Below are 15,564 nucleotides of genomic sequence, written 5' to 3' on the forward strand. Positions count from 1 at the left end.
GATTTATTCTTGGCTGTCCAAGAAACGTTCTGCATCTAAGGCAGCCATACAACCGGTACCCGCGGAGGTAATGGCTTGGCGGTAATTATGGTCCATCACATCACCTGCTGCAAATACGCCTTCAACCGAAGTGGCAGTGGCATTGCCTTCCAAGCCAGATTTCACCACAATATAGCCATTATTTAATTCTAGCTGACCGGCAAAAATCTCTGTATTTGGGGCGTGGCCAATCGCCACAAATATACCGTCTAATTTGAGTTCTTCGGTTTCGTCTGTTTGGGTATCTTTTAAACGAATGCCTGTTACCCCCATATTGTCGCCTAATACTTCATCTAATGTGCGGTGGGTATGCAGAATAATTTTTCCTTCTTCCACTTTTTTGTACAGACGATCAACTAAGATTTTTTCTGCTCGAAAGCTATCACGGCGATGTACTAAATGCACTTCAGAGGCAATATTAGCCAAGTAAAGAGCTTCTTCGACAGCAGTGTTGCCTCCACCAATAACCGCAACAGGCTTGTTACGATAGAAAAAACCATCACAAGTAGCACAAGCGGAAACCCCACGGCCTTTAAATGCTTCTTCAGAGGGTAAACCGATATAACGCGCAGAAGCGCCTGTTGCGATGATTAACGCATCACAACTGAAACTTTGCACATCGCCATAAAGTTTAAATGGACGAGAAGAAAGATCAACACGATTAATGTGATCGAAAATAATCTCAGTATCGAATTTCTCCGCGTGTTGCAACATTCTTTGCATTAATTCTGGGCCGGTGGTATCGCCAAAATCGCCCGGCCAATTTTCGATTTCTGTTGTGGTAGTAAGCTGTCCACCTTGTTGTAAACCTGTAACTAATACTGGGATTAAATTAGCACGCGCCGCATAAATAGCCGCGGTGTAGCCCGCAGGGCCTGAACCTAAAATTAACAGTTTGCAATGTTTCATTTCTGACATAAAAATTCCTAGTTAATAAATCGTAAAAAATCTTCTCTATTATAGAGGCTTACGCCGTTAAATTCATTAATAGAGTAGTGAATAAAGCAATCGGCGGTATTTATTGGTAATCGGATCGTTATTGCCAATGGCGGCAAGAATAGATAAAAACTCTTGTTTCACTTCTCCATTCAGCACGCCTAAATCTTGCTTTAATAAGCTGAATAATAATTTCAAGGCTTCTTCATTGCGGTGCGCGTGGTGTAGCTGTAACGCCAGTTTTAAGGCCACTTCAGGGCTTGGATTGTTGGTGTATTCGGCTTGTAATTGCTGAATTTCTGGCGTGTCTGCTGCTTTAATTAATAATTCGATTTGCGCTTGCAATCCTTGCCAACGGCTATCGCGATCTTGCAATGGAATACGGTTTAAAATTTCCTGCGCTGGTTCAACGCGTTTCATTGCAATATAGGTTTCCGCATAAAGCAGGGCAATATCGCTGTTTTTGTGATCGGAAAGCTCCCACGCTTCTTTTAGCAATGGCAAGGCTTGCTCATAGTTTTCATTCGCCAGAAAATCTAACGCTTGGGTAAATTTAATCTCTTCTTCTTTTGGCAAAATCAGGCTTAAATGTTGCTCAAGGGTAGCGTCATCTAATGCTCCTTGAAACGCATCAAGGGCTTGCCCATCTTTAAATAAATAGGTGGTTGGCAAGGCTTGAATACGAAACTGCGCCGCGACCATTTGTTCGGTTTCACAGTTAATTTTGCCTAATAAAAATTGCCCTTGGTATTTTTCCGCATAGCGTTCTAGCACGCTCACAAACGCATTAGATTCCCCGTGGCTTGGTGCATAAAACACAAGCGCAACAGGTTTTTGTTGGGTTTGCTGCAAGATCTCGGTGAGATTTTGTTCGGTAACATCAATAATATAAGCTGACATTTTCACTCCACGTTTCACGCTAATTTGAGTTACAAAAATTGCCATCGATTGTAACAAAAGTGCGGTGGTTTTTGTAAAACTTTTCTTGTTTAATTGATCTTAATAATAAGTAGCAAGTGGGTTAGTGCTGTTAGAATTTGAAAAGCGAGAGCAAGCTTTGCGCATTAAACGCACAATAAATGTAAAAGCAAAGTAAAGGTGAATAAAAATTGTGCGTAAGATCACATAAATTGCAACAATATATTTACAGTATTTTTACTCTTGTTAAACTTGCGTGCGGATTTTTCCATCATTAATTTATGAGGTTCTCTTATGTTATGGTTTCTTTCCTGTGTAGCCTTGCTTTTGCTTGGTTACTTCTTTTATGGTTCCGTTGTGGAACGGGTTTTTAAAATTAACCCAAATCGTGCAACGCCAGCTAACACAATGGCTGATGGGGTGGATTATGTACCAATGTCAAAAAGAAAAATTTGGCTTATCCAATTATTAAATATTGCAGGAACAGGCCCGATCTTCGGCCCAATCCTTGGGGCGTTATATGGCCCAGTTGCAATGTTGTGGATTGTGTTTGGTTGCATTTTCGCCGGAGCGGTACACGATTATTTCTGTGGAATGTTGAGTGTACGCAATGGCGGTCAATCTGTGCCTAACCTTGCGGGTAAATATTTAGGTGCGCCAGTGAAGCACTTTATGAATGCCCTTGCCCTTGTGTTATTGATCCTTGTTGGGGTGGTGTTCGTTATTTCACCTGCGAGCTTATTAACTAACTTAACCGTAGATAATTTAGGTGATGCGTTCAATTTAGAAAGCAAAAGCACCTTGGTTGTTTGGACTGCTATTATCTTTGCTTACTACATTGTGGCAACCTTAGTACCAGTAGATAAAATTATTGGTCGCATTTATCCAATTTTTGGCGCGTTATTGCTATTTATGTCGTTCGGTATGCTATTTGCTTTATTATTTGAAGATAAAGCCTTATTCCACACCGTAGGTGAAATGAGCTTTTCGAAATTCTTCGAAAATATGAATCCAAAAGGTTTACCAATTTGGCCATTAATTTTCGTGACCATCGCTTGTGGTGCGGTTTCAGGTTTCCACGCAACTCAATCGCCACTGATGGCACGTTGTATGAAAAATGAAACAGAAGGACGTTTTATTTTCTATGGCGCAATGATTGGTGAAGGGGTAATTGCCTTAATTTGGTGTATGGTAGGTTTAACTTTCTACGATAGCCCAGCATTAATGAACGAGGCGATCACAGCAGGCACACCGTCAAAAGTGGTGTATGATTCTGCAACCCATATGCTTGGCTATTTCGGTGGTATTCTGGCTGTGCTTGGGGTGGTGGTGTTACCGATTACCTCTGGAGATACCTCATTCCGTGCAGCACGTTTGATCATCGCAGAGTTTTTCAAAATTGACCAACGTAACTTAATTAAACGTTTAATTATTGCCATTCCACTATTCGTGTTAGGTTTCATTATTTCTAAACTTGATTTCCAAGTGATTTGGCGTTACTTCGGTTGGGCGAACCAAACGACTGCAATGGTAATGTTATGGACAGCTGCTGCGTATTTATATCGCTATCATAAATTCCACTGGATCTGTACGATTCCAGCAATCTTTATGACAATGGTATCTGCCACTTTCCTTGCTTACGCAAAAATCGGTTTAGGCTTAAGCTACGATGTGTCTGTTTGGGTTGGTACAGGTTTAACCGTAGTGGCAGTGATTTGTTTCTTCACTTTGCTAAAACCAATTGCCAACGGTGATCCAGATTCTGAAACAGTGAAAAGCTAAGAAAATTAGCTAAAATTTATCCGCACTTTGTCTTGATGATAAAGTGCGGTTTTTTTATGCCTATTTTTTGGATTTTAGACATAAAAAAACCGCCACACTAAATCTAGGTGGCGGAGAGATCTTAAATAAGAAACTATTTAAAAAAGACAACTGCAATTTGCAGTGCACTAGCATTTACTAAGACTAGCGTTAGAACAGATAGTTCAAAAATATTTTAGATTTTTTGTAAGAAAAATTAAATCGATATAAATCAACGGTATTAGCACAATTCCATTTGATTTAAACGCAAGGATTGATTATAATCCGCCGTCTCAAAGATTCTTTGAGCTTGATTTTGTGAAATCGCTGGGTCGCCTGCGATTTTTTCGATTAACTTTTTATTAAAGAGAATACAATTATGTCATTCAAATTTAACGCTGAAGTGCGTACAGCGCAAGGTAAGGGTGCGAGCCGCCGCCTGCGTCATAATGGCCAAATTCCTGCAATCGTTTATGGTGGGAATGAAGCGCCAGTTTCAATCATCTTAAACCACGATGAAGTAAACAACGCTCAAGTACACGATTCTTTCTATTCAGACGTGATTACTTTAGTGATTGATGGTAAAGAAGTGGCTGTGAAAGTACAAGCAATGCAACGCCACCCATTCAAACCAAAACTCGTTCACATTGACTTTAAAAGAGCATAATCTTTTAATTTAAACGAATCTGAACGCAAAGGCTCTTTGTTATGCAAAGAGCCTTTTGTCATCTATTATCTAGACAAAATTATTTTTCAAGATAGCGTCTAAGACGATCCATTTGCTTTTCTGCTTCATTTACCCCTAATTCATACATCGCCTGAATTTTTTGCGGATCTTTTTCAATGCGTTTGATATGCAGATCTTGCGGTGGGCGAATGACGAAAATTTTTCCTTCCTGCTCCAGCTTAATAATTTTCTCAATTTGGTGATTATAGTCTTCCGCACGTTGAATAAGCTTTTCGGCAAGATGTGGATATTTACGGTAGAAGCAATTAATCAGCCATTTTGCTGACGGTTTTTTGCGATAATCTAAAGTGCGGGTCAAAATAACGATAATTTTTTCGTAACCTAAGTTTTGACAAAAATCCAATGGAATACTGTCAGCAATTCCGCCATCTAAATATTTTTTACCATTAATTTCAACATATTGCGAAACAAAAGGCATTGCGGAAGTGGCGCGTAAGGTTTCCATCTGGGCAAAAGGATCGGTGATTTTTACATATTCCGCTTGCCCCGTTTCAATATTGGTGAGCGTGGCGTAGAAATCGGTATTGGCTTGTTTGAAAGTTTCGTTATCAAAGGGATCAAGGGTGAACGGCACTTGATAAAAAGCGAAATCCTTATTCACAATATTGCCCGTGGTAAATAGACTAGTAAAGCCGAGATAGCGTTTATCATTCAAGTATTTTAGGTTATAACGAATGACACGCCCTGCTTGTTTAGAAGGATAATTCACACCAAATAGCGCACCAGCCGATACGCTTACAATGCCGTCAATATGTACATTTTCTTTAAGAAATACATCAAGCACGCCAGCCGTGAACATTCCGCGCATCGCACCGCCTTCTAACACTAATCCAACTTTCATCATCACACCCTTTGAAATACAAAGGCTAGATGATAACACTTGGTTAGGGTTCATCAAGCAATAAATTTACTTTATAATGCCAGCCTATTAGATGAAATTAGGATAGAAAAATGAAAATTGCCCTAGGTATTGAATATAACGGCAAGAATTATTTTGGCTGGCAACGGCAGGAGAGTGTTGCCAGCGTGCAAGAGCGGTTGGAAAAAGCCATTTCTTTTGTTGCGAATGAAGACTGTCAAATTTTCTGCGCAGGGCGGACGGATTCTGGCGTACACGCAACAGGGCAGGTGGTGCATTTTGAAACCAATGCCATTCGTGCAGAAAGTGCGTGGAGTTTTGGGGTGAACGCCAATTTGCCCGATGATATTGCGGTATCTTGGGCAAAGCAGGTTGATGAGGATTTTCACGCGCGCTTTAGCGCTACGGCTCGCCGTTATCGCTATGTGATTTATAACAATAAATTGCGTTCGGCGATTTTACCAGAAGGGGTTACTCATTATCATCAGCCGTTAGATCACACATTAATGCACCAAGCAGGGCAGGCCTTATTGGGGGAAAATGATTTTTCTTCTTTCCGTGCGGCACAATGTCAATCCAATACACCGTGGCGAAATGTGCATCATTTGAACGTGATTAGACAAGGAAAATACATTATTGTGGATATTCAAGCTAATGCCTTTGTGCATCATATGGTGCGAAATATTGTAGGCAGCCTAATGGAAGTGGGGACAGGGCGTCAGCCTGTGGAGTGGATAAGCTGGCTGCTTGCGCAAAAAGATCGCAAGTTGGCTGCGCCCACCGCCAAACCAGAAGGGCTTTATTTAGTGCAAGTGCATTATCCTGAACAATTTGCCATTCCGCAAAATGCACTTGGGCCACTTTATTTGTCCGATCAGTTATAGCGTTTAAAAGCTAGAATCTTAGTGCAAATTATGGTGTAATAAGCAGAATTTTTTATGAATAAGAAAGGGTTAAAATGAGCTGGATTGATCGAATTTTTAGTAAGAATACGGCATCAAACACACGCAAGGCCAACGTGCCAGAAGGCGTTTGGACAAAATGTACTTCTTGCGGACAAGTATTATATCGTGATGAATTAACGCGTAATTTAGAAGTTTGTCCAAAATGCGGACACCATATGCGTATTGATGCGCGTACACGTTTATTAGCTTTATTAGATAAAGAAAGTGCGGTGGAAATTGCCGCAGATCTTGAGCCAAAAGACATCTTAAAATTCAAAGACTTAAAAAAATATAAAGATCGTTTAACCGCAGCACAAAAAGAAACAGGCGAAAAAGATGCGTTAATCGCAATGGCAGGTACATTATATGGAATGCCTGTGGTTGCTGCGGCGTCTAACTTTAGTTTTATGGGCGGTTCAATGGGCGCTGTGGTTGGGGCAAAATTTGTTAAAGCAGCGGAAAAAGCCATTGAAGACAATTGTCCTTTTGTCTGCTTTTCAGCCAGTGGTGGCGCGCGTATGCAAGAAGCATTGATTTCTTTAATGCAAATGGCAAAAACCAGTGCGGTTTTGGCAAGAATGCGTGAAAAAGGCGTACCCTTTATTTCCGTGCTAACGGATCCAACCCTTGGTGGGGTTTCAGCAAGTTTTGCTATGCTTGGCGATATTAATATTGCTGAACCTAAAGCCTTAATTGGCTTTGCTGGCCCACGCGTGATTGAGCAAACCGTACGCGAAAAACTGCCAGAAGGTTTCCAACGCAGCGAGTTCTTATTAGAAAAAGGGGCGATTGATATGATCGTAAAACGTGGAGATATGCGTGAAACCCTTGCGAGCTTGTTAAGCAAACTTTCTAATAAGCCTTCTCCTTTTGTGCAAGCTGAATTAGTAGAAAATCTCCCTGAGAATGAATAATCTTAAATCTTCTTTAACAGCCACTTCGCCTTTGTCGCAGTGGCTTTCTTATTTGGAACAAAGCCATTTTAAAGCCATCGATTTAGGTCTTGAGCGCATTAAATCGGTGGCAGAACAGCTTGATTTGCTCAAGCCAGCGCCTTTTGTGATCACCGTTGGTGGAACAAATGGCAAAGGCACAACCTGTCGTTTGTTGGAACAGATCTTGCTCAATGCGGGTTATCGCGTGGGTGTGTATTCTTCCCCCCATTTAATCCGCTATAACGAACGTGTTCGCATTCAAAATCAAGAATTGCCCGATGCGCAACATAGTGCTTCTTTTGCCTTTATTGAGCAGAATAAAACCCAATCTTTGACCTATTTTGAATACAGCACCTTATCGGCGTTGTATTTGTTTAAACAGGCTAAGCTTGATGTGGTGATTTTGGAAGTGGGGCTAGGCGGACGCTTAGATGCCACCAATATTGTGGATAGTGATATTGCGGTGATTACCAGCATTGATATTGATCACACGGATTTTCTTGGTGATACCCGTGAGCAAATTGCCTTTGAGAAAGCAGGGATTTTCCGAACGAATAAACCGGCCATTATTGGTGAGCCTGATGTGCCGAATACAATGTTGGAACACGCACAAAAGCTGGATTGTCAGCTCAGTCGCTGTGGGGTAGATTGGACATTCAGCCAAACCGCTCAAAGCTGGCAATGGCAAAGTAAACACTGTCAGAATGGCGAAAATGAAAGCCAAAAAGTGCGGTTAGAAAATCCGCCTTTTCCACATATTCCGCTAGCGAATGCTGCTACGGCTTTAGCGGTGTTGCCTTATTTGCCATTTAATATTACAGAACAACATATTCGTGAAGCGCTGCAAAATGTTCAACTTACAGGACGTTTCCAACCACTAGATAGCGCACAGCGACAGCGTTTGAGTGAACTGTTACATTGTAACGAAAAAGCCTTGCCACAAGTGATTATTGATGTAGGGCATAATCCACACGCCGCAAAATATTTGGCAGAAAAACTCACCGCACTTAAACAACCGACACAACGTATTCTGGCGGTTTGTGGTATTTTGAAAGATAAAGATACCCAAGGCGTGCTTTCTCCACTGCTTGATGTGATTGATGAATGGCATTGTATTAGCTTGTCAGGTTCTCGTGGACAACGTGGAGAAGAATTGTTAGCCGAACTGCAAGCGCTGGCGTTATCACAAAACAAAACGCTGAAAGCAAGCTCATCTTCCTCAATGGAGCAAGCACTACAAAGTGCGGTGCAAAATTCGCAAGAAAATGATGTCCTGCTAGTTTTTGGTTCGTTTTATACCGTAGGGCAGTTGTTGGAATTGCTAGATAAAGCTTAGAGATAAGTTTAGGATTAGAAAAAAGGCATTAAATTTCAGTTTAATGCCTTTTGTTTTAGATTTATTTTAGAAAAAATTAATCTTTATTTTGGCTTGGTTTAATGGCTAATAAATTACAATTTAATTTGCTAATAACGTGTTCTGCCGTGTTACCTAAAAACGCAGCAGAAAGCCCTGTTCTGCCCACCGTGCCTAATACAACGGTTTCCGCGCCTAATTCTTCCGCAACTTTTGGGATCACTTCTTCAGGGAATCCTTCCAAAACGTGGGTATGATCCTCATCAATGCCAAATTTTTGGCGTAAGGCTTTCATATTAATTAGGTATTGTCCACGAATGCTATTGCCATAATCCGTATTACTAAATTCTGGCAGATCTAATGCCATATTAATAGGTGGGGGAGGATAGGCACTGACTAAATGCACATTACCACGTTCCAGCACATCGGCTAAATCAATACCTAAATTCACCAATTCATCATTGAAAGATTGGTGATGCTCTTCATTATCTGACACATTTACCGCAATAAGAATGCGTCTTTGGTGCTTCCAATCGCCATCTTTTACAATCATCATTGGCGCAGGACATTTGCGTAATAATTGCCAATCCATTGGCGTAAAAATGAGAGAAGTTAAACTTTCTTCTTGATTTTGTGTATATTTCACCACTAGATCGTAATGGTTTTTTTCTACTTCAGCACTAATGGCTTCTGCTTCATTATTATCCCAAACCACGATAGATTCAAATTCAATATTCGGATCAGCATATTTCTCAAAATAAGGCTGAATCAGCTTTTGATGTTGTGAAATCACGCCTTGGTGCATATTTTCTCGTTCTTCCGCAGAGAGCAACGCGGACATATCGTAGGATAAATCATAAACCGACATAAAAGTGGTAATTTTTACTTTATTTTCACTTTTTTGCTCATTCACCAAACGCACCGCACGCGCCAGCGCATATTGTTTTTGATTATCTGGATTTAGCACCACAAGAATATTTTTGAACTTCATTATATGCCTCCATAGCAATAGTTAAACTGCTATAAGCATAGAGAATATTAAGCAAAATGACAAGGTAAACTGAAGGAAAAGCAAAATGAATGGGGGAAAACTCCCCCAAAAAATAGACTATTCAACTATTTGAATACGGGTTTTTGTGGTTCCCGCAAGGGTAGATAACTCAGCCATATCATTGATGGTGATATATTTTCCTTGCACCGTTAGCATTCCCGTTTTTTGAAAGCGTCCTAATAAACGACTAATAGTTTCAACCGTTAAGCCCAAATAATTACCAATATCGCCACGGGTCATCGTTAAACGAAATTCTCGCGCTGAAAAACCACGAGCCGAATAGCGAGCTGATAAATTATGTAAAAAGGCGGCTAAACGTTCTTCTGCGTTCATTTTGGAAAGCAAAAGGATCATTTCTTGATCACTTTTAATTTCACTGCTCATCAAACGCATAATTTGCTGACGCAATTTAGGCATTTTACCTGATAAATCATCTAAAATATCAAACGGAATTTCACACACCATCGCAGTTTCTAAGGCTTGCGCAAAGCTTGGGTGTTGCATATTGGTAATCGCATCAAAGCCCACTAAATCCCCTGGCAAATGGAAAGAGGTGATCTGCTCTTCACCCGATTCACTAATGGTATAGGATTTAATTGTTCCAGAACGAATAGCGTAGAGAGAATTTAATGGATCGCCCGCCTTAAACAGAATTTGCGATTTTTGGATCGGCTTTTTTCTCTCGATGATGTTATCAAGCTGGTCTAATTCTTGTTGATTTAAGGTAAAAGGAATACAAAGCTGGCTGATACTACAATCTTGACAATGGATTGTGCAACCAGTCGGCTGACCACGGCGTGTCGTTCTTGACTCAGTTGATAGCATTTTATTTCATCCTCAAATAATTAGGTAAAGCAGAAAAAAATCATATAAAATTGATCTAACGCAAGAAATGATACCATTAAATGGTAAAATTAAGAAGTTTTTAATCATCAAAGAATTGTAAGGAAGAAAAATGGCCACCGAAAAGCTGACCAAAAAACGTTTAATCCAAATTATTTTAATGCTCTGCGTACTACTTTCCGCATTTTTCTACCGCACTTGCCATTATGAAAAAATCCAAAGTGCGGTGGAAAATCAGCAAATTTCAGACAAAGAAAAAGCCAGCGAGTAGTTAGTTGTAAAATAATTGTTATTTGGGTTTATATTCCCTTTTTGATTAAAAAAATGATATAGTAAGCCAGTTTTTGCGTGGAGGAAAAATGAATTCATTATTTTTAGGTTTTCATCATATTGCAATTATTGCGTCAGATTATGCGAAATCTAAACATTTTTACACGCAGATTTTGCAGGCGAAGGTTATTCAAGAAACCTATCGGGCAGAGCGAGAAAGTTATAAGTTGGATCTAGCCTTGCCCGATGGCAGTCAAATTGAGCTGTTTTCCTTTCCAAATCCGCCAGCCAGAGCAACAAGACCAGAGGCTTGTGGTTTACGTCATTTGGCGTTCAAAGTAAAAAATATTAATCAGGTTGTGGCCTATTTAGCCGATCATAATATTTATTGTGAGCCTATCAGAGTTGATGAGTTAACGGGTAAGCAATTTACCTTTTTCCAAGATCCTGATGGTTTACCTTTAGAGCTTTATGAAATTGAATAAAATCTTTGGTATAAAAATGAAAAAGTTAAATGTAGCAACGGCGATCTTGATGAGCTTTTTTAGCCATATTGCTATGGCAGTTGAAGAGATGGCTGAGCCTTCAGGTTATGTAGAAGTTTTTCGTTTTTCTGAAAGTGATCCCGAAAGTAAAACCTATGTCAGCGGACAGGCAGAACAGCTAAACCCGAAAAAAATGAGTGATGCAGAAAAGCTGGCAAAAAGTATTGAATTTGAAGTGTATGAGGTGAGCGAGAATCGTGTGGCTCATACGGTATTTAAATCAGGAGCAGGAATTTGCCGCGGGTTTAAATCCCATTATGGTGTGGATATGACCGATTCCCGTACTTATTATATCGATCAAGCTAATAATGAATATTATGCAAGTATTGCAGGTGCGACCATTTATTCTAAAAACGCACCAAAAAATGTGCAATATGCGCCAGTATTTAATATTCAAGATGAGAAAATTGCGCGTCAAGTGCAAGATGAAGAAAATAAATATGGTAAACAAATCGCCACTGAAAATATTGAAAAAAGTTCAGAAATGTTAAAGAGAACGATTTGTCGATAATCGTTCAGAAAATACCGCACTTTTTTATATCGGTTATAAAGTAAAGTGCGGTATTTTTTTATCAATTTTATGTGATTTGAGTAAAATTAAATTCCCAATCCCTGCCGAATCAGTTGTTCTTTCAACAAACTGAATTGATTGGTAGCGCTAAGGCCGATGCCGCGGGCGAGTTTTTTCAGTGGGTTGTTACCAGCAAAGAGATCTTTTAAGCCTTGCATTGCGATGAGCATTTTTACTGCTTCGGCTTTGCGTGTGCGTTCGTAATAACGCAGGTTGCGGTATTCACCGATGTCTAAGCCCAGAGCAAAATGTTTTTCAATTTCTTGCGCGAGTAGTAGGGCATCTTGCAATCCAAGATTTACCCCTTGTCCTGCCAGTGGGTGAATGGTATGTGCGGCATCGCCAATTAGGGCAATACGCGGTTGGGCGAAGTTGCGTGCATAGCGCGCGGTAAGCGGAATGGATTGACGTTCGCTTTGCACTTCACACAATCCCAGCTGATTATCAAAAGCGATGCTCAGTTGTTTGTTGAATTCTGTTTGTTCACAGCAGCTCAACTGTTTGGCTTGTTCTGGCGGAAGCGACCACACGATAGAACACAGATTTTCTTGATGTAATGGCAAGAACGCCAAAATGCTATCTGGGGCAAAAATTTGTCTGGCGCAGTGTTGATGTGGTTCTGTGGTTTTCACGTTGCACACTAAGGCGTATTGCCCATAATCGCGGAAAATCAGTGGAATGTTGGCTTTTTGGCGTAACCAAGAATTTGCGCCGTCTGCGCCCACAACTAGTTTCCCCGCTAACATTTGCCCGTCTGTTAAGGTGAGAATGGCGGTGCTTTCGTTAATGCCCAAGTGTTGCGCTGTTGCATTGAAAATTTCCACATTTTCTTGAGTGGCGACCTGCAGCCATAGGCTATGTTGAATGATCTGGTTTTCCACAATATGCCCAAGGTGGGAAATGCCCAAGCCTTTGGTGTCAAATTCAATTTTGGCAAAGCTGTCTTTTTCCCACACTAGCATTTTATCGTAGGCGGTGGCACGTTCAGCTTGAATGGTTTGCCACGCGTTGAGTTCTTGCAATAAATGTTCGCTCGCAAGATTTAACGCGCTGACACGATAAGCAATATTCGCTAAAGAAAAATGCGGCGGATTCGGTTCGAGCAGGGCGATACGCATTGCGGTATTTTTTAATTTGGCAGCGAGCGCAAGCCCCACCATTCCACCACCGATAATAATCAGATCAAAATTTTTCACTATTCTAACCACCCTAATGCTGGTTTGATAAATTGCTGTTTGAGTAAATGAGATTGCGCCATTGCCATTAGCCCCAGATTTCGCCCAATTTGCAATGGTAATAATTCATTGGCAAAGAGAGAAACCAAGCCGTTAGTTAAGTTGATGAGCCTTGTTTGATCCCCTTGACGTGCTTTTTCATATTGACTTAATAAAGAATAAGTGCCGAGATCTTGCCCTTGCATAAAGGCTTGGCTTAACAATTTAGCTAAGCAAATCACATCACGCATACCAAGATTAAACCCTTGCCCTGCAATAGGGTGTAAGGTTTGTGCAGCATTGCCGACTAATGCGGTGCGGTGATGAATATGCTGGCTGGCTTGATATAACGCCAAAGGATACGCAAAACGCTTGCCGCATTGTTGCAACTTGCCAAGCCGCCAGCCGAATTGTTGTTGCAGACGAGCGAGAAATGCGTCATCGGACAATGCCATTAGCTCATCGGACGATTTCACGCACCATACTAAAGACATTAAATTCTCTTGCATTGGCAGAAGCGCCAATGGACCTTGCGCAGTGAAACGCTCAAAGGCTCGTTGCTGATGTGGTTGCTGCGTTTGAATATTGGTGATAATGGCGGTTTGCTGATAATCGCGCAGTTTGTTGATCGCAATGTTGGCAGATTTCGCCACCAAAGATTGTGTGCCATCTGCACCGATAATCAGCTGACAAGATAAAGTGCGGTGATTTTTTAGCGAAATTTTCACCCGCACTTGATCAAATTGGATTTGCTCAATCTCCACTGGGGAAAAATAATCAATGTTGGCGTATTGCTTGATTGCAGTCAGCAAGATTTCTCCCACAGGCTGTAAGGCGACTACCGCGCCCAGTTGTTTTAGCTGAAATTCATCGGTGTGAAATTCGACTAAACCACTATGGCCTTTATCAGAAACGTGAATATGCTCAATGGGGCAGACAAGGGGCGAAATTTGTTGCCATAATGATTGTTGGTTGGGCAAATTGAGCTGCGCAAGCTGTTGGCAAGAACCTGCTGAAAGGGCAATACAACGGGCATCAAAACCGCTTTGCTGATGTTGTTGGGGCGCTTGCTTTTCTAATAACGCAATGCGCATTTTACCTTGAGTTTGCGCACTTAACGCTAAAGCAAGGGTGCAACCTGCCATTGCGCCGCCCACGATAATCACATCATAATGCTCAATTTGTTCCATTTTTGCCCCGTTTTACTTCATTGTCATTACGCGTTATGTGCCATCACTTGTTCGATTTCATCAATTTCTTTTGGCACGGCGCTGGTTAGCACTTTGTTGCCATATTCGGTGATCACAATATCATCTTCAATACGCACGCCAATGCCCTTATATTGCTCAGGCACATCGGCATTGGCTGGAATATACAAGCCGGGTTCAACCGTTAGCACCATTCCCACTTCTAATGGACGATCGCGTAATTTGCTGTCTTTTTCAAGGCTATAACGCCCTACATCGTGAACATCAATGCCAAGCCAATGGCCTAATCCGTGCATATAAAAGGCTTTGTAGGCTTCATCGGCGATCAGCTGATCCACTTCCCCTTGCAAAATGCCTAAGCGCACCAAACCTTCCACTTTAATACGGATAACTTCTTCGCTGACTTGCTGAATTGTATTTCCCGCCACAAGAGCGTTGATCGCGTGTTTTTGGGCGTGTAATACGATTTCATAAATTTCTCGTTGGGCTTGGCTAAATTTACCATTCACAGGGTAAGTACGGGTAATATCACCTGCATAATGGGCAAACTCACAACCTGAATCCACTAACACCAGCTCACCGTCTTTTAATGCTTGATCATTTTCGCCATAGTGCAGAATACAGGCATTATCACCGCCGGCGATAATGTAATTAAATGAAGGGAAGCGCGCACCAAAGCGGTGGAATTCGTGTAATAGCTCACCTTCTAGCTCAAACTCTAAACGATTTGGACGCGTTTGTTTCATTGCACGCAAATGCCCTAAGGCAGAGATTTGACCGGCTTGTTGCAATAAAGCAAGTTCGTTTGCAGATTTAAATAAGCGCATTTCATCTAAAATATCTGCCCAGTCGAAAATTTGTGAAAATTGCACCGCACTTTTTTCAAGCAAGGCATTGCCCCAAGATTGAGGTGCTGGATTGTGGTAAAGGGTGGTGAAATCTTGGCTAAGGCTTTGCCATTGAGTCGCAAAATCTTCAATGGAATAGGCTTGATCAAGGTTTAATTGTTGTGCTGCTTTTTCCACTCCTAAACGGCGGCCATTCCAAGTTTCCATTAAGGGATCAGAAGGGCGTAAAAATAAAATGGTGCGAGATTGCTGAGCAGTTTTGGTTAAAAGTAAAACGGCATCGGGTTCGTTAAATCCAGTTAAATACCAAAAATAGCTATCTTGGCGGAAAGGATAATTGCAATCTCTATTGCGAACCTGCTCTTTGGCTGAAAAAATAACGGCGACAGAATTCTCCGCCATTTGCGCGAGCATTTTTTCACGGCGTTGAGCAAATTCTTCTGCGGGAATTTCCGCTAAATAGGCTAGATTCATAATTTTT

The 15,564-nt window shown here is 41.2% G+C and carries 16 protein-coding genes; 8 read left to right on the top strand and 8 right to left on the bottom strand.

Annotation, left to right across the window (positions count from 1 at the left end; genetic code table 11):
• Positions 1–3: 3 nt before the first annotated feature.
• Both trxB and L5B76_RS00350 read right to left on the bottom strand, forming a co-directional pair.
• Positions 4–957: a thioredoxin-disulfide reductase gene (gene trxB, locus L5B76_RS00345; protein WP_265753811.1), complete on the bottom strand. Its 954-nt coding sequence runs from the start codon at positions 955–957 to the stop codon at positions 4–6.
• A gap of 66 nt (positions 958–1,023) precedes the next feature.
• Positions 1,024–1,875, bottom strand: coding sequence for a co-chaperone YbbN (locus L5B76_RS00350; protein WP_265753812.1), 852 nt, complete (start codon positions 1,873–1,875; stop codon positions 1,024–1,026).
• 312 nt (positions 1,876–2,187) lie between these two features.
• Here L5B76_RS00350 and L5B76_RS00355 point away from each other — a divergent pair, with 312 nt between their 5' ends.
• Together L5B76_RS00355 and rplY are read left to right on the top strand one after the other, a co-directional pair.
• Positions 2,188–3,675, top strand: a complete 1,488-nt coding sequence (locus L5B76_RS00355) for a carbon starvation CstA family protein (RefSeq protein WP_265753813.1) — start codon at positions 2,188–2,190, stop codon at positions 3,673–3,675.
• A 397-nt stretch (positions 3,676–4,072) separates the two neighbouring features.
• Positions 4,073–4,360 (top strand): 50S ribosomal protein L25, encoded by a 288-nt coding sequence (gene rplY / locus L5B76_RS00360; RefSeq protein WP_115249559.1) that lies wholly within the window; start codon positions 4,073–4,075, stop codon positions 4,358–4,360.
• A gap of 79 nt (positions 4,361–4,439) precedes the next feature.
• On the opposite strand, the gene L5B76_RS00365 is transcribed toward rplY, so the two are convergent.
• A complete protein-coding gene (locus L5B76_RS00365; protein WP_265753814.1) occupies positions 4,440–5,282 on the bottom strand; it encodes a patatin-like phospholipase family protein in 843 nt (280 codons plus the stop codon).
• A 110-nt stretch (positions 5,283–5,392) separates the two neighbouring features.
• Between L5B76_RS00365 and truA the strand changes: the two genes are divergently transcribed.
• The 3 genes from truA (at position 5,393) to folC (ending at position 8,515) form a co-directional block, all read left to right on the top strand.
• Positions 5,393–6,184, top strand: coding sequence for a tRNA pseudouridine(38-40) synthase TruA (gene truA, locus L5B76_RS00370; protein ID WP_265753815.1), 792 nt, complete (start codon positions 5,393–5,395; stop codon positions 6,182–6,184).
• A 74-nt stretch (positions 6,185–6,258) separates the two neighbouring features.
• A complete protein-coding gene (gene accD, locus L5B76_RS00375; protein WP_103852883.1) occupies positions 6,259–7,158 on the top strand; it encodes an acetyl-CoA carboxylase, carboxyltransferase subunit beta in 900 nt (299 codons plus the stop codon).
• On the top strand, positions 7,151–8,515 hold the full coding sequence (gene folC, locus L5B76_RS00380) for a bifunctional tetrahydrofolate synthase/dihydrofolate synthase (RefSeq protein WP_265753816.1): 1,365 nt from the start codon (positions 7,151–7,153) through the stop codon (positions 8,513–8,515). The genes accD and folC overlap by 8 nt, the downstream gene beginning before the upstream one ends.
• Positions 8,516–8,591: 76 nt before the next feature.
• Here folC and uspE read toward each other — a convergent pair whose 3' ends face one another.
• Positions 8,592–9,524, bottom strand: coding sequence for a universal stress protein UspE (gene uspE / locus L5B76_RS00385; protein ID WP_265753817.1), 933 nt, complete (start codon positions 9,522–9,524; stop codon positions 8,592–8,594).
• Between the two features lie 117 nt (positions 9,525–9,641).
• Entirely contained in the window at positions 9,642–10,409 is a 768-nt protein-coding gene (locus tag L5B76_RS00390) for an FNR family transcription factor (protein WP_265753818.1), read from the bottom strand.
• A 130-nt stretch (positions 10,410–10,539) separates the two neighbouring features.
• On the opposite strand from L5B76_RS00390, the gene L5B76_RS00395 reads away from it, so the two are divergent.
• The 3 genes from L5B76_RS00395 (at position 10,540) to L5B76_RS00405 (ending at position 11,753) form a co-directional block, all read left to right on the top strand.
• Positions 10,540–10,698 carry a hypothetical protein gene (locus L5B76_RS00395; protein WP_165779928.1) on the top strand — a complete coding sequence of 53 codons (159 nt, stop codon included), beginning with the start codon at positions 10,540–10,542 and terminating at the stop codon, positions 10,696–10,698.
• A gap of 88 nt (positions 10,699–10,786) precedes the next feature.
• Positions 10,787–11,182, top strand: a complete 396-nt coding sequence (gene gloA2 / locus L5B76_RS00400; RefSeq protein ID WP_115249565.1) for an SMU1112c/YaeR family gloxylase I-like metalloprotein — start codon at positions 10,787–10,789, stop codon at positions 11,180–11,182.
• 16 nt (positions 11,183–11,198) lie between these two features.
• Positions 11,199–11,753 carry a hypothetical protein gene (locus L5B76_RS00405; RefSeq protein WP_147284855.1) on the top strand — a complete coding sequence of 185 codons (555 nt, stop codon included), beginning with the start codon at positions 11,199–11,201 and terminating at the stop codon, positions 11,751–11,753.
• An 86-nt stretch (positions 11,754–11,839) separates the two neighbouring features.
• On the opposite strand, the gene L5B76_RS00410 is transcribed toward L5B76_RS00405, so the two are convergent.
• Genes L5B76_RS00410 through pepP form a run of 3 tightly spaced genes read right to left on the bottom strand, consistent with a single transcriptional unit; the run spans position 11,840 to position 15,557 of the window.
• Entirely contained in the window at positions 11,840–13,009 is a 1,170-nt protein-coding gene (locus L5B76_RS00410; protein WP_265753819.1) for an FAD-dependent monooxygenase, read from the bottom strand.
• Positions 13,009–14,217, bottom strand: a complete 1,209-nt coding sequence (gene ubiH / locus L5B76_RS00415) for a 2-octaprenyl-6-methoxyphenyl hydroxylase (protein ID WP_265753820.1) — start codon at positions 14,215–14,217, stop codon at positions 13,009–13,011. Before ubiH ends, L5B76_RS00410 begins: the two co-directional genes overlap by 1 nt.
• A 26-nt stretch (positions 14,218–14,243) precedes the next feature.
• Entirely contained in the window at positions 14,244–15,557 is a 1,314-nt protein-coding gene (pepP, locus tag L5B76_RS00420) for a Xaa-Pro aminopeptidase (RefSeq protein ID WP_265753821.1), read from the bottom strand.
• Between the last annotated feature and the right edge of the window lie 7 nt (positions 15,558–15,564).

This window comes from Avibacterium sp. 21-594 (assembly GCF_026226815.1).
Classification (GTDB): domain Bacteria; phylum Pseudomonadota; class Gammaproteobacteria; order Enterobacterales; family Pasteurellaceae; genus Avibacterium; species Avibacterium avium.